13 protein-coding genes, 1 tRNA gene and 1 pseudogene are annotated in these 14026 nt (G+C 51.7%); 5 read left to right on the forward strand and 10 right to left on the reverse strand.

Annotated features, from left to right (window positions below; all coding sequences use genetic code 11):
• Window positions 1-17: 17 nt before the first annotated feature.
• The 5 genes from IV433_RS02800 to IV433_RS02820 form a co-directional block, all read right to left on the reverse strand.
• On the reverse strand, window positions 18-911 hold the full coding sequence (locus IV433_RS02800) for a LysR family transcriptional regulator (protein WP_195812949.1): 894 nt from the start codon (window positions 909-911) through the stop codon (window positions 18-20).
• A gap of 269 nt (window positions 912-1180) precedes the next feature.
• Entirely contained in the window at window positions 1181-1678 is a 498-nt protein-coding gene (locus tag IV433_RS02805) for a hypothetical protein (protein WP_195812528.1), read from the reverse strand.
• A gap of 143 nt (window positions 1679-1821) precedes the next feature.
• Entirely contained in the window at window positions 1822-2268 is a 447-nt protein-coding gene (locus tag IV433_RS02810; RefSeq protein WP_195812527.1) for a GNAT family N-acetyltransferase, read from the reverse strand.
• Between the two features lie 85 nt (window positions 2269-2353).
• Window positions 2354-2806 carry a GNAT family N-acetyltransferase gene (locus tag IV433_RS02815; protein WP_195812526.1) on the reverse strand — a complete coding sequence of 151 codons (453 nt, stop codon included), beginning with the start codon at window positions 2804-2806 and terminating at the stop codon, window positions 2354-2356.
• Window positions 2807-3004: 198 nt separating this feature from the next.
• Entirely contained in the window at window positions 3005-3607 is a 603-nt protein-coding gene (locus tag IV433_RS02820; RefSeq protein WP_195812525.1) for a LysE family translocator, read from the reverse strand.
• A gap of 434 nt (window positions 3608-4041) precedes the next feature.
• On the opposite strand from IV433_RS02820, the pseudogene IV433_RS02825 reads away from it, so the two are divergent.
• Window positions 4042-4649 (forward strand): annotated as a pseudogene (locus tag IV433_RS02825) (dTMP kinase).
• Window positions 4650-4727: 78 nt separating this feature from the next.
• Here the strand turns inward: IV433_RS02825 and IV433_RS02830 are convergent.
• From IV433_RS02830 to IV433_RS02840, 3 genes are all read right to left on the reverse strand, one after another.
• Window positions 4728-4803, reverse strand: a tRNA-Asn gene (locus IV433_RS02830).
• Window positions 4804-4946: 143 nt separating this feature from the next.
• On the reverse strand, window positions 4947-5723 hold the full coding sequence (mtfA, locus tag IV433_RS02835; RefSeq protein ID WP_195812948.1) for a DgsA anti-repressor MtfA: 777 nt from the start codon (window positions 5721-5723) through the stop codon (window positions 4947-4949).
• A 202-nt stretch (window positions 5724-5925) separates the two neighbouring features.
• Entirely contained in the window at window positions 5926-7455 is a 1530-nt protein-coding gene (locus IV433_RS02840) for an EAL domain-containing protein (RefSeq protein WP_195812524.1), read from the reverse strand.
• Between the two features lie 271 nt (window positions 7456-7726).
• Here IV433_RS02840 and aqpZ point away from each other — a divergent pair, with 271 nt between their 5' ends.
• Together aqpZ and IV433_RS02850 are read left to right on the forward strand one after the other, a co-directional pair.
• Window positions 7727-8422 (forward strand): aquaporin Z, encoded by a 696-nt coding sequence (aqpZ, locus tag IV433_RS02845; RefSeq protein ID WP_195812523.1) that lies wholly within the window; start codon window positions 7727-7729, stop codon window positions 8420-8422.
• A gap of 105 nt (window positions 8423-8527) precedes the next feature.
• On the forward strand, window positions 8528-9541 hold the full coding sequence (locus IV433_RS02850; protein WP_195812522.1) for an alpha/beta fold hydrolase: 1014 nt from the start codon (window positions 8528-8530) through the stop codon (window positions 9539-9541).
• Between the two features lie 76 nt (window positions 9542-9617).
• Here the strand turns inward: IV433_RS02850 and IV433_RS02855 are convergent, their stop codons facing one another.
• Window positions 9618-10124: a phenolic acid decarboxylase gene (locus tag IV433_RS02855; RefSeq protein WP_195812521.1), complete on the reverse strand. Its 507-nt coding sequence runs from the start codon at window positions 10122-10124 to the stop codon at window positions 9618-9620.
• 160 nt (window positions 10125-10284) lie between these two features.
• Between IV433_RS02855 and IV433_RS02860 the strand changes: the two genes are divergently transcribed.
• The gene (locus IV433_RS02860) at window positions 10285-11181 is read left to right on the forward strand and encodes a LysR family transcriptional regulator (protein WP_195812520.1); all 897 of its coding nucleotides are present in this window, start codon (window positions 10285-10287) and stop codon (window positions 11179-11181) included.
• 33 nt (window positions 11182-11214) lie between these two features.
• Here the strand turns inward: IV433_RS02860 and IV433_RS02865 are convergent, their stop codons facing one another.
• Window positions 11215-12849: a phosphoethanolamine transferase gene (locus IV433_RS02865; protein ID WP_195812519.1), complete on the reverse strand. Its 1635-nt coding sequence runs from the start codon at window positions 12847-12849 to the stop codon at window positions 11215-11217.
• 374 nt (window positions 12850-13223) lie between these two features.
• Between IV433_RS02865 and lpxA the strand changes: the two genes are divergently transcribed.
• A complete protein-coding gene (gene lpxA, locus IV433_RS02870; RefSeq protein WP_229893162.1) occupies window positions 13224-14012 on the forward strand; it encodes an acyl-ACP--UDP-N-acetylglucosamine O-acyltransferase in 789 nt (262 codons plus the stop codon).
• The last annotated feature ends 14 nt before the right edge of the window (window positions 14013-14026 follow it).

Here is a 14026-nt window from a genome sequence, read left to right on the forward strand (position 1 = left end):
GGTGTCGCGGATGTTTTCTATTCTGAATAACGCAGCGCATCAATCAGCAGCGCGAAAGCGGGCGGATGCTGTTTTCGGCTCGGGTAATAAAGATAATAACCGGGGAAATACGGGCACCATTCTTCCAGAATCTGCACCAGCTCGCCCGATTTCACGAGATCGGTAATCATATCTTCCGGCACGCAGGCAATACCAAAACCGGACTGCACGGCATCGATTCTTTCGGACAGCAGGTTGAACGTCAGCTGCCCTTCAACCCGCACGCGCAGCGGTTTTCTGTCCTTCTCAAACTCCCAGTGATACACGCCACCGGCGGTCGGTAAACGCATATTAATGCACTGATGATTCTGCAAATCATGCGGCGTCTGCGGAATGGGGTGTTCCGCGAAATAGGCCGGGGAGCCGACCACCGCCATACGGATGTCCGGGCCGATTTTTACCGCAATCATATCCTTATCGACGCTTTCGCCCAGACGAATGCCCGCGTCATAACGCCCCTCGACGATATTCACAAACCCGTTATCGACGACCAGCTCGATACTGATTTCAGGATACTGTTTCAGAAACGGCTTCAGCTTCGGCCACACAAGTTTGCGCGCCGAGTGTTCTCCCGCCGAAAGACGGATATTCCCCGAGGTCTTGCCGTTCAGATGAAGCAGCGTTTCCAGCTCCTGCTCAAGATCTGCCAGACGTGGCTCGAGGCAGGCAATAATGCGTTCACCCGCTTCCGTTGGCGTCACGCTGCGGGTGGTGCGCGTCAGAAGACGGATATTCAGACGCTCTTCCAGCGCCTTTATCGCGTGGCTGATGGCCGATTGCGAAACATCAAGCTTACTCGCCGCCTTGGTAAAACTTCTCTCTCGCGCCACGACAAGAAACATCTGCAATTCATTAAAGTTTTCTTTCAGCACGGCCATTACCTTTTTCAATACGATCAGCCGCATACAGAACTTACGATGACAGCCGGAGATGGGGTTATTGTAGCGGGAATGGGGAGAAGTTGGGGGATTTTGGTGATCTGGAACATGCGGGAGTTTGTTAAGTGGCAGGAGCGGGCATGACCTGCATTAAGACTCTGGTCACTCCAAATCTGACCCGTAACCGTCCGGGAGAATTGAGCCTCTTCATTCGAACCTTTCTGGAATTTGTCGAAATGAATGTGAGTGCTTCGCCATACCCGCTACTCCGGCTGCATTTTTCTGTTCCATCCAAAAGTGTCGGCGCAGGGGGCTAACCATTGATGGATTTTAGAATTGCACGACAGCGCCTCGGGTTCCAGCAAGCGCGCTCCGAAATTGGCATGTCGCAGGAAGTGCACATCCAGGCATTGCTCCAGTTGCCCGGCCAGCAGGGGAAAATCCATGAGGCTGGATAGTCGCGGCCATTTGATCAATTTTCGGTAGCGCAGTTGCTCCGACTCGATGCGCAAGTCATCATTCGGGCGCCACTGAACGTTGAACAGGTTGTCATGACGCGACAGGTCGACCAACCAGTTCCCGTAAGAGGGGATGTGCAAATCCAGTTTCAGGCATTCAGGCCGCAGCTTGTTGCGCTTGTAAAACCAGTGCTCAGGCGGTTCGTTGGTCAGGTCGATGGAACACCCGCTATAAGACACCTCGGCGACACCGAACCAGGCGAACCATTCGGCGACTTCGGGTTGGGTAGAATGGTCGAACATATTTTGCATGCTCCATAGAAAGCTTCAGATAGCACAACAGATTATCGTTCACAGCAACCTAATAAAATCTTTTTAGGCTGCTTTGTGCCAGGAGCAGACGTTGGTCACATCATTGCCCATCAATCAATTGACAGTTATTAACTTTATATATCTGTAAGATACAGACGGTGGGTAACTTTATCGACATCTACTAGCGGAATAAAGCCAGCATGTTCATAGAAGATGAACGCTGATTGAGGCGCGTTAGTGTTGATAAAATCAAACCAGCGGCCAGAACCCTCCAGTATTGCCCTGAGCAAAGCAATGGCAACTTGCCTTCTTCTCCATTCAATTCCTACATAGAGATGACGGAGTCGTCCAGTCCGAACTGAAGGCGTGTAGGGGTCTTGGTTTAATCCACACACGCCAATGAGTAGCCCGTCGGCATAAAAACCTAACAGGTTCTCACCTGCCTTATCAAAGCGGTTTTGCCCGTTCAGCCAGTTTTCTGCCAGTCTGTGTAGCATGTTAAATCCAGCAGCCATGCTCTCTGCTTTTAACGCAAAAAAGCCTTTGTTATCCGGGGTAATGCTCTCGATAAGAATATTCATGAGTAGTCCCTTTGCATTTAAAGTATTAAGTATCCCGAATAGCTGACTGTGCGCCAGGAGCGGCAGTTAGATCCGATAAATGCAATCAGTACAATGACTTTGAGAAACAGACGGCTTCTTCTCTGCCTATGTATGGGCCATAATTATCAATACGAACATATCCATTTTTCTCATAAAAATTGACAGCCCGAAGGTTGATATGTCGGGTTTCCAGCTTAAGTTCTCTATATCCCATTTGCTTTGCAGAGGTTTCCAGAAAAGTAAGTAATGCACTACCCACGCCTGGCTCGCTTCGATCCGAAAACATTCTTTTAAGCTCAGCTATGTTTTGTGTTAATGGGCGGATTGCACCGCATCCTATCGCGTCGCCATGTGCATTTTTTGCCAATACCCATAATGCTTTGTCATTGTTCATAGTTTCAACGCTGAAGTTGGTTTCGCCATTCTCACCAGTAATAGCGGCAAGTTCAGCTGACAGCATTTCGATTAAGCGATGGGATTCTGAAGAAAATGGATCTGATTTCTCTACTGTTATCATGGTTATATCCTGCAAAGGGAGTTTAACTAGAATAAAGTATGCTGCCTGAAAAATCACCATGCTGGAACAGATAATGGGACAACCCTGATCCTTGGCTTTATCGGGGATGCAATGTCCGCTCCTCGCTCAAAGCAGCCCTTGAAATTTGCCTTTGGCTGCTTCGTGCCAAGAACGGACGCTGTCGCTACAGGTAATGAATTACGGGATCAGGCTGTGCAGAGAAAAAGCAATTAGCAACATCCCGCCCGCAATGTTGACGTATCTTTTGAGCATTAATGGGTTGGTTTTTTTTACTGAAAAGATCAGTGTTTGGCTGACTGCGTAAAGCCAAACGCTCATCACGACCACATGTACTGATGCCAGTGTCAGATAGTTGCAAACACCTCCCTGTATCCCTGCGAACTGTGAAACGACTGTCAGATAGAAAATGATGGCTTTAGGATTCAAAACATTCGCTATCCAGGCCTCTCTTAAAGTCACCGAATGCTTCGTATCAGCAAACTCTTCTGGGTTTGCCCTTATGCCGTTGCGTATGAGCATCGCTCCTAACCAGAGCAGATAGGCGGTTCCGAAAAATGTCAACACAGCAAAAGTTGCTGGAGACGATATGAGCACAGCGGTAATACCAAACCCTATGAGAACTGCGTGGGTATAAATGCCCAAAGCTGTTCCGGCAAGAGTCCTGAACAGTCCTTTGTGACCGCCTGCAAGAGCACCGCTCATAACAAGAGTGAAGCTTGCTCCGGGGGACAGTGCAACAGGGAGTAGTGCTGGCATAAAGCCAAGAAGGTTTAGATCCATAGATTTTTGATAGTCTTTGACGCTCTACTGTATTGCCAGTCAAGGCGCTATGGGAATGTTGTATTTAACACAATGAAAACATATAGCCACAATGAATGAAAGGCCCGCCCCTCGCTCAAACCAGCCCGTCAACTTCTCCCGCTTATAAACCAGGCTTAACGTGTGAAGTCTCCCGTTTCTGAAGCCGTTACCTTAATCAACACCGCTCAGGTCGCAACATATCTGCAATGACCATAGACGGCTTTCATCCTCGTTTTTAAACGAATGAGTTAGAATCATTGTCAGAATATTCATCAGTGTCTGTTTTTAACCGCCCTTTATCAGCTTCATCGCTGATGAACGAACAAGGCGGACCGCTATTCATACGAAGGAACTAAGATGTTTTTGCCAGATTCAGGTTTTACAAAAACCGCATATCAATCGTCTACAGAAGTATGAACCGACAACTGTTTGTCTCTCTGGACGGGCCCAAGGGCGCCGGTAAAACCACACTGCTGGAAGCCATGACGAAAGTACTCAGGGCAGACAACAAGAAGGTGATCCGACTTTGCGAGAAAAAAAGCGATCCCTTCAGGGCGGAAACAATGGTTCTCGTTAACAGGCTCGCCAGAAATCCCTCCCTGGATTTAGAACGGGAAGTTTGTGAGCGCCTTGCGGATAGCCGTGCCTGGATTTCCCGGAATGTGCTGACTAAACAGCCACCGGACAGCATTATCTTGATGGATCGCTGGTACCCGTCGGATGCCGCGTTTCGCAGGATGGTGCCATTCGCAGAGATTTTACAGCTTAATATTGAACGAAACGTGAGAACGCCAGACCTTCATGTCGGGGTTGTTACTGCGCCTGAAATTTCATGGGCGAGGGCCGCGGCCCGGACGCGTGGGCTGAGCAGTACGGTGATTCATAAGCTGGAAGAACATGTCGCTTGTACTCAGGCGTTTGAGCGGGAAATTGCCGGTCAGGGCGGGTTTTATGCCGTAATGAAGGGACGATTGAAGACGCAACGAGGCAGGTGATAGCTGAGATTTACAAAGCGCTTTGATGCTCCGATGGCACCGGTTTCGCGAGCTAAAAAACCAAAAAGCCCGCTTAAGTTTCCTTAAGCGGGCTTTTCTAAATTTGGCTCCTCTGACTGGACTCGAACCAGTGACATACGGATTAACAGTCCGCCGTTCTACCGACTGAACTACAGAGGAATCGTGTGAACGGGGCGCATGTTATCCAGAGGGGGGCGGAGTGTCAACGCTAAAATCACGAAAATCCTCCGACTGCTCAGCAACTAATCAATACGGCGATAAAACAGGACTTTTCCATTGCAAATCGCTGTGGATCACGCGGGTTAACAATCGCAGCGTTGGCCGCGAAGTTGCCTTGCCAGCGGGTCCTGCTGGTAAAAACGGGTGAAATGACCGTATACCAGCGGAAAACGTTCTGAAAGCAGTTCAGGCGCACTAAAAAAGTATTCCGATAACACCGCAAAGCATTCTGCCGGATCGGTCGCGGCGTAGGCGTCCATGCTGGCGGCTTCTTCGCCGACCGTGTCGATTTCATCTTGCAGATTTTGCATGGCGGCTTGCAAATCGTGTTCCCACGCGACCACTTCCCGCAGCGGGATTGGCGGAATGCCGCTGACTTCACCGCCGTTGCGCATATCGAGTTTATGGGCCGCTTCGTGGATCACCAGATTGAAACCGGAGTTGTCGAACGAATCTTCGATGTCCTGCCAGTTGAGCACAATCGGGCCCTGATCCCAGCTTTGCCCGGCGTGGATTTGCGAACCGGCGTGAACCAGCCCGTTTTCATCCTGCCACGGGGAATCGACGACGAAAGGGGAAGGGTAAAGCAAAATCTCATGAAAACCATCGAGCCAGGATGCGCCCAGTTCCATCACCGGCAGGGCAAACAGCAGGGCGATGCGCGCCTGCATCTGTTCCGTCAGTTCGATGCCCTGCAAGGGAACCAGCCGTTTCTGATTCAGCAACTGACTGGCGACCTGAACCAGCCGCTGTTTCTCGTCCTCGTTTAGGGAAGATAATAGCGGGATATTCAGAGCGTCATTCCACGCGTCTGATTTTTCAATTTTCAGGTCATTCGCTTTCCACGGCCACTTAATCATCATCTTGCTCGCAAAGTGATCATTCGAATTTTCAGCAGGGTTCACTGACAGACTACGTCAATACATGTAACTTCAACAAGTTAGCCGCTCTGCCGGGCTGAGTCTGTGTGGATGTTACACATCGGCGGATTTTTAGCAAAAAGCGCACGCATCTTATAAGACGTAGCTCACGTTATTATTCTAGTCGCAGAATATAAGGCTGTTATCGTTGCAGCCATTTTTCCATAAATTCTGTTACCGGCACCGGCTTTCCGAAAAAATAACCCTGAAAATAGTCGAGATGGAAGGGCGTCAGATAGTCGATCTGCTCCTGAGTCTCGATGCCTTCCGCCACAATGACCATCTGCAAACGTTTCGCCAGATCAATCACGTTATCCACAATATGCCCGGCCAGCGCGTCCGTGCCGATGCGGCCAATAAAGCTCTGGTCGATTTTGAGGATATCGATGTGGAATTTTTGCAGGTACGTCAGGCTGGAATGACCGGTTCCAAAATCGTCCATGGCAATCAGCACGCCCATTCTGCGCAGCGCACTGAACAGGCTGTGAGTGATTTCACTCGATTCAATCAGCTCGCGTTCAGTCAGCTCCAGCACCAGCAGGACCGGTTTATCTTTGAACGCGTGCAGGAACGCTTTGCAGTCTTCAACCAGCGTCAGGTCTTTGAAATGCCCGGCACAGATGTTGAAACCGAAATGGAAATTATCCGGCAGCTGCGCGGCAACCGGCCCGAACTGATCGCGCACCTGCGCCATCATCAGGCGGGTCATCGGCACAATCAGGCCGCTCTCTTCGGCCAGCGGAATGAACTGATACGGCGGGATCAGGCCCGACTGCGGATGCTGCCAGCGCATCAGCACTTCGCCGCCGGTAAGCCGGTGATTTGTGCCGTCGACCACCGGTTGCAGGAACGGTACAAACTGCTTTTTCGCCAGCGCATCTTTCAGCGTGGAGATCGGGCTGCCCACGCGGCCAAGCAGCATGTAGGTCATGAACGCGATAAAAATGCTGACCAGCGGGAACAACACCAGGCTGACGGTGGCGTAATCAAATACATAGCGCCACTGGTCACTGTTACGGATCACCAGCCGCATGTTGTAAGGATAACGCGCCGACGCCAGCGCCATTCTTGTGCCATCCGGCCAGCCTTCGCCCTGATGAATTTTGCCCTTGCTGTCCATCCACTGATCGCCGACCTGCAAAATCAGGTAAGCGTGCGTGCTGAGCAGTTCAAGAATGTTATGCAGGAAATAGCCATCCACGCCAATCAGTATGCCGTTGCCCTTGATATCGCGACGATAAGCAATCAGCGGATGACCCGGCGTGACGGGATTACCGCTCATGAGGAGTAAGGTTTCGCCTGCGTATTTGTCGGTGGAAACGTAGTCGATCTTTTTACCAAACAGCGAGGTGCAGTAGATGGTATCGCCGCGATAAAGGTTAACGGTTCGCACGTTCGGAACTCGCGCGACTTCCCAGCGTAAGGCCTGAATGACGTCCTGATCGCAGTCCTGGCCGACCAGGTGCTGGACGGAATCGGCAGCGGTTGAGGCGTTGTTGAGTGTCATGTCCACAAGGCGGACAGATTGCGCCAGACTGGCGGCGGTATCGCGGCGTAATCCTTGCGAGGTTTGCCAGGAAATAGCCAGTACACCCAGTGCAGCCACAATGAAAAATGCCAGAACGGAAAGGCAGATCCGGATATACGGTCGGTTTAACCAGTTTAAGGCCAAAGGGAGTTCCACCAGTGAGCGCCACAGAAAGAAGTTTCGTTAAGTTAATAATAACCTATAAAGACTCAATCCTCTGTGACACCACACTTTTAAGATATTTACCGTCCTGATAATTAACATGCATTTGATGTAAATCATGAATGCTTCACTGTTTCCAAAATTTAGTTTTTTTCCGAAACATCAAGAGTATTATCCCGCCGATCACCTTCTACTAGGTTATTTCGTGTGGGATAAGGTGAATTTATCAGATTATTCTAACAGGGATCTTGTTATGTTCAGGAAATTATCTGCCGAGTTTATCGGCACATTTGTTTTGGTATTTGGTGGGTGTGGTAGCGCGATTTTTGCGGCGGGCTTCCCCGGCCTGGGGATTGGCTTTGCAGGCGTGGCGCTGGCTTTCGGTCTGACCGTTCTGACCATGGCGTTCGCCGTCGGCCATATTTCCGGCGGCCATTTTAACCCGGCGGTCACGCTCGGATTATTCGCAGGCGGACGCGTTCCGGGCCGCGACGTTGTGCCTTACATCATCGCGCAGGTGATTGGCGGGATTGCGGCAGCGGCGGTGTTGTACGTTATCGCCAGCGGTCATGCTGGTTTTGACGCAACGACCAGCGGTTTTGCTTCCAACGGTTACGGCGAGCACTCACCGGGCGGCTACAGCCTCGCGGCAGCGATGGTGGCGGAAGGCGTTCTGACGGCTATCTTCCTGATCGTTATCCACGGCGCAACCGACAAACGCGCACCGGCGGGTTTTGCTCCGATCGCGATTGGTCTGGCGCTGACGCTCATTCACCTGATCAGCATTCCTGTCACTAATACCTCTGTTAACCCGGCGCGCAGTACCGCGGTGGCGATTTTCCAGGGAACCTGGGCGTTAGATCAGCTGTGGATGTTCTGGCTGATGCCTGTTGTCGGCGGCGTGATCGGCGGCCTGATTTACCGCTGTGTTCTGGCCTCTAAAGACTAAAACCAGTTCGTGCTGTTTCGGTTTTATCGGGTTTTACTGGCGGCTTAAAGTTTATAGCATAAGACTTTAAGCCGCCTGTCCGATAAACGACAATAGGACTGAACGATGTTTCCCCGTTTGAAATTGCTTTTTTGCGCTGCTGCTTTATCCCTTTGTGTCACCGCGCCCGCTTTTGCTGCCGATGCGCCTTCCTACGGTCCGCAATTACAGGGTTTTGATTACCCTTATCCGATCAAACAATATTCCTTTACCTCGCAGGGTGCGCCGCTGCAAATGGGGTATCTCGACGTCGCGCCGACCGGGCATAAAAATGGCCAGACGGTGGTGCTGATGCACGGCAAGAATTTCTGCGCCGCGACCTGGGGCGATACCATCCGCGCGCTGGCGGTGAAAGGTTACCGCGTGATTGCGCCCGATCAGATTGGTTTTTGTTCCTCCACCAAGCCGGGGCATTATCAGTACAGTTTCCAGCAACTGGCGAACAATACGCATGACCTGCTGAAAAGCCTCAATATTAAGAAAGCGGTGATTGTCGGGCATTCCACCGGCGGGATGCTGGCGACCCGATACAGCCTGATGTTTGCGCCGGAAGTGTCAAAACTGGTGCTGGTCAATCCGATCGGGCTGGAAGACTGGAAAGCCAAAGGCGTGCCTTACCGCACGGTCGATCAGTGGTATGACCGCGAGCTGAAAACCTCGGCGGACAGTATTAAGCAGTACGAGCTGAAAACCTATTACGTGAATAAATGGAAACCGGAATATGACCGCTGGGTTGATATGCTGGCGGGGCTGAATAACGGGCCGGGGCATAAACTGGTGGCGTGGAACTCGGCGCTGATTTACGACATGATTTTCACGCAGCCGGTGTTTTACGAATTTAAAAATATCCGCGTTCCGACAACCTTAATGATCGGGACGTCCGATACCACGGCGATTGGCAGTGATATCGCGCCGCCTGCGGTGAAAGCGAAAATCGGCAATTACAAAGTGCTGGGTAAACAGGCTGCGAAGCTGATCCCACACGCGAAGCTGATTGAGTTTGCCGGATTAGGGCACGCGCCGCAGATGGAAGAACCGGAGAAATTCAACGCGGCGTTGCTGAAAACGCTGGCGCGCTGATTTAAAGAAACTCAGCAGAAAGAAAAGCCGCAGTGCATGACGCGCTGCGGCTTTTTTATTGCGCTAATAGCATGAATTAACGCAGATTATCCGGGAAGTTAGCCGGTAATTCACTGGCGGCGCAGTCGATGACGGTATCGTTATCGGCACCACAGTCACGTACAAAAGTGATGGTGGCGAATTCGTCGATCACTTCGGTCGGATACGCCGGGCCAGCGTCGCGGTAAGAATTCATCAGCGGAATATGGTCGTTCTGGAAGCAGACGGTTTTTTCCGGATTGTTCATGATCCAGCGCGGGAAGAAGATGGTGCCGTGGAACACGTTGTCGGCCAGATTCACAATCAGGCTGACGTCGGTGCCGGTCGGTTCAGTCCAGGAAATTTTGTAGACGTCGGACGCCACACGGACGATATAAGTGCGCTGGTCTTTCACCCAGCGATTACCCACCAGGCCGCTATGAATACGGTAGTCCAGCGTTTCGGCGTTTTTCACATAAATTTCGTAATTCCAGCCGTTGTCGTAAGTGTAAACAACGTGTTTGCCCACAAAACCGCTCAGGTCATGTTTATCGAAGCTGCTCATTGTAATTCTCCTTAACTCAGTGTTGGGATGAAACGTTTCGTTTCGTTGAGAAGAAGATTACACTTCATAAATCAGATATAAAAACGCTGATTTCCGATATAAATCATCTGAAAATCAGAACGGTTATGCGCTGAAAAACGCATTGGACAAGGAGAACTCTATGGCACTTCCGCGTACGACGCTTGAACAATGGGTGGTTTTACAAACGGTTATCGAGCAGGGCAGTTATGCTCAGGCGGCGCAGGTGCTTAACCGCAGCCAGTCATCGGTCAGTTACGCACTGAGTGGTTTACAGGAACGCCTCGGGCTGTCGCTGCTGGAAATCCACGGACGTAAGGCGGTGCTCACCGAACAGGGGCGTGCGTTGCTGGTTCAGGCCAGCCCGCTGATCACCGCGTTTTTGCAACTGGAGCATCGCGCCGCCGGTTTGAAAGACGGCGTACGCACGGAGCTTAGCCTGGTGGTGGACAGCGTATTCCCGAAAAATCGTCTGTTCCGCGCCCTGAAAGCGTTTCAACAGCAGTTCCCTGATACGCGGGTTCATCTGACGGAGATCCTGCGCGGGGAAAGCATTGAACAGCTTAACGAGCGGTCGGCGGATTTGTACATCACCACGCTGGCGCCGGAGAATGCAATCCACGGGCGCTTTTTACTGGATGTCGATTTTGTGCCGGTAGCGAAAAGCGATCATGCGTTGCTGCAACTTCCCGTTCCGCTGACGGCGCAGGATCTGGCGCGTTTCCCGCTGATCAGCGTCGCGGACCGGCATATGCCGCGCACTGACAATCACTCTTCCGGGACGATTGCGAACTGGACATTTACCACCGTTGGCGCAGCGATGGAGGCGATTGCGGTGGGCGTCGGATACGGCTGGCTGCCGCTGGAAAGTGTGCAAAGTGCGCTGGATAGCGGGCAACTGAGTCGTCTGGCGTTATCGGCCAGAACGGTGCGGCAAACGGCGTTGTATATGGTGCAGGATAATGAATCGGAGCGGTTTGATCAGACCGTCAGCGCGCTGGCAAAAAGCATTGTGGCGGAATGTGGTTTGCTGCCCTGAAGCAGGCAGCAAACCCTCAGGTTAAAGCGAGATTCAGGCGCGCGGGGCTTTACAGGCTGCAAGAATATCCAGCTGCGGGTCACGTTCCGTGGTTTGCACGTTCATGACGCTGAGCACGGTGTGGAACAGATTATCCTGCGACACATCGTCTTTTGCCGCACTGGCTTTCAGGCATTGCAGGTCAATGCCCTGCGCTTTGGTGTAGCCGTCAGACAGCCAGAACAGCATCGGAACGTGCGTCTGCTGGGCGGGTGCCACGCTGTACGGCGTACCGTGCAGATACAGGCCGTTTTCACCCAGCGATTCGCCGTGATCGGAAAGATAAATCACCGCCACGTTGTACTTATCCTGATACTGCTTCGCCTTTTCAATCACCTGAGACACCAGATAATCGGTGTAGAGCAGGGTGTTATCGTAGGTATTTACCAGCTGTTCCTGCGAACAGTTTTCGATATCGCTGCGCTCGCAATCGGGCATGAATTTGCGGAATTCCGGCGGATAGCGTTTGTAATACGTCGGGCCATGGCTGCCAATCAGGTGCAGCGCAATCAGCGTATTTTTACCGTCCGGGCGGATGTCGTCGTCGATATCCTGCATCAGCGCCATGTCGTAACAGGTATCGCCATCGCAATATTTTCCGTCTTTTTTGGTGTCGATAATGACGTTCGGCACGCGGTCACACACGCCTTTACAGCCTTCGTCGTTATCTTTCCAGAACACGGAGACGCCGGATTTATGCAGAATATCCAGCAACCCTTCGCTGTTACGCGCACGGTTGGCGTCGTAGTTGGTGCGTTTCATATTCGAAAACATGCACGGAACGGAAATCGCCGTCGCCGTCCCGCAGGACGTCATTTTATTGAAATACACCACATCCGGGATGGCCTGCGTGTACTGATTGGTCGGTTTGGCATAACCGTTCGACGACTGATTTTGCGCACGCGCAGTTTCACCCACGACCAGGAAGACCAGATTGGGTTTCTGCCCCGGCTGCTGCACCAGTTTTGCGTCGTTGCCCAGCGTCTGGAACGGCACTTTTGGCGTGAAATAACGGTGATTCATGTACTGGAATGCGCTGTACAGGTAATTCGTCGGCACGATTTCCAGATTCAGCGTGCGGTTGTTACGGCCCACGGAGGCGTAATCTTTGTAGAACACACCGGCAATGGACGTGACCACCAGCAGGGAAATCACCATCGATACCAGACGCACGCCCAGACGGCGCAGCACGGTTTTTTCATAGGTGACGGGGGTTAAAAATAACAGGATCGCGGGTAGGATGCCGGTGAAGACAAACCACAGCACCACTTTCAAATTCAGGTAAGACGTCGCTTCGGCAGACTGGGTATCCAGAATGTTTTCGATCATGCCGCGGTCAAACACCACCTGATAGGTCATCATCGCAAAACTGGCCAGCGCACTGACCGGCAGCACAATGATAAAGAAAGGCTTAAGCAGCGGACGGAAAGTGAACGGCGTGAACACAAAGTTCAGCGCGGCAAAAAGCACCACCGGAATGGTCAGTGCGAACAAAAGATTGTAGGCAGGTAACGCATGAAGAATGCGATAAAAGTGCAACAAAATCGGCAAGTTAACGACAAAAGTAAAATACAGTGTCAACAGTAAAGTCAGCTTGAAATAGCTGATCTTCGGCAATAAATAGCGCAATGAAAACTCCCAACATGCTGAGGTCGCGGGCGTTAATGTGATGGAAACATAACGTGCAGAAATGATTTGCCGCGAATCATATAACTGCAAGCTTAAGAAAGCCTTAATGCTGCTGTAACAAAATACTGATCCTTTCCTTACCGTTTACATTTATAGAAAAGGTTCAGAAAATAAATAAAATATAACAGGCTGGGTTAGCGGCCTGAAACCCTTATGCTGTGCGGCATGGCGAAGTGTGTGGTGAAAAAATAACCGCTTCGTTTAAACCTTTCTGGGCGCGTTTCCTCCGCTCATTTTGACCTTCCCTCCCTGATTAATCCCGACAGGCTTAATTCACTACTGGTAGCGCCTCAGCTATCAGAAGGATGTACGCGTTGATTTCATCTTCGGCCGCCATTGCGGCCAGCAGTATCATTGAACCCGGTGTCGTTATCGGCCCGCAGGTGGTTATCGGGCCTTTCTGCTTTATTTCCGCCGGTGTTCACATCGGTGAAGGGACGCAAATTGCCTCCCACGTCGTGATTAACGGCAACACCCGCATCGGGCGTAACAACATGATAGGAACGGAATCTTCAATCGGGGAAGTCAGTCAGGATCTGAAATATGCCGGGGAAGCCGCCGGGCTGGAAATCGGCGACGACAACCGGATTGGCCGCCACGCAACAATTCACCGTGGCACCGCGCAGGGCGGCGGTTTCACGCGGATTGGCCACCGGAATATTTTCGACGGCGGCGTGCATATCGGACATGACTGCCAGGTGGGGAACGACACGTTTATCGGCGAAAACAGCGGGCTGGCAGGGCATGTTACGTTGGGTGACGAAGCGCGGATCGACGCCATGTGCGCCGTGCATCAGTTCTGTATTGTGGGGGCGGGCGCACGGCTTTTGCAAAGTACCTGCGTGGTGCAGGATGTGCCGCCTTACGTACTGGCCGATGGCAACCGCGCCGTGCCGCAAGGCATTCATGAACAGGCGGCAGCCTTTATCGGCAGCGATGTGATGCAGCAGAAGGTGATCAGGCATTTGTACGATTTGCTGTATCACCAGCAGGCGGCGGTCGACGCGGTGAAGCAGGAGATTGAACGGCTCAGTCAGGAATATCCTTTACTGCGCCATTTCAATGAATTTTTCACCCGTTCAGCGCGCGGTATTATTCGCTGAACGGGTGAAATGAA

Source organism: Rahnella laticis (genome assembly GCF_015644585.1).
Lineage (GTDB): Bacteria > Pseudomonadota > Gammaproteobacteria > Enterobacterales > Enterobacteriaceae > Rahnella > Rahnella laticis.

Coding starts and splice junctions, on each gene's coding strand:
- IV433_RS02805 (WP_195812528.1), bottom strand. CDS start 1,678: ATGTTCGACCATTCTACCCAACCCGAAGTCGCCGAATGGTTCGCCTGG.
- IV433_RS02810 (WP_195812527.1), bottom strand. CDS start 2,268: ATGAATATTCTTATCGAGAGCATTACCCCGGATAACAAAGGCTTTTTT.
- IV433_RS02815 (WP_195812526.1), bottom strand. CDS start 2,806: ATGATAACAGTAGAGAAATCAGATCCATTTTCTTCAGAATCCCATCGC.
- IV433_RS02820 (WP_195812525.1), bottom strand. CDS start 3,607: ATGGATCTAAACCTTCTTGGCTTTATGCCAGCACTACTCCCTGTTGCA.
- mtfA (WP_195812948.1), bottom strand. CDS start 5,723: ATGATTAAGTGGCCGTGGAAAGCGAATGACCTGAAAATTGAAAAATCA.
- aqpZ (WP_195812523.1), top strand. CDS start 7,727: ATGTTCAGGAAATTATCTGCCGAGTTTATCGGCACATTTGTTTTGGTA.
- IV433_RS02850 (WP_195812522.1), top strand. CDS start 8,528: ATGTTTCCCCGTTTGAAATTGCTTTTTTGCGCTGCTGCTTTATCCCTT.
- IV433_RS02855 (WP_195812521.1), bottom strand. CDS start 10,124: ATGAGCAGCTTCGATAAACATGACCTGAGCGGTTTTGTGGGCAAACAC.
- IV433_RS02860 (WP_195812520.1), top strand. CDS start 10,285: ATGGCACTTCCGCGTACGACGCTTGAACAATGGGTGGTTTTACAAACG.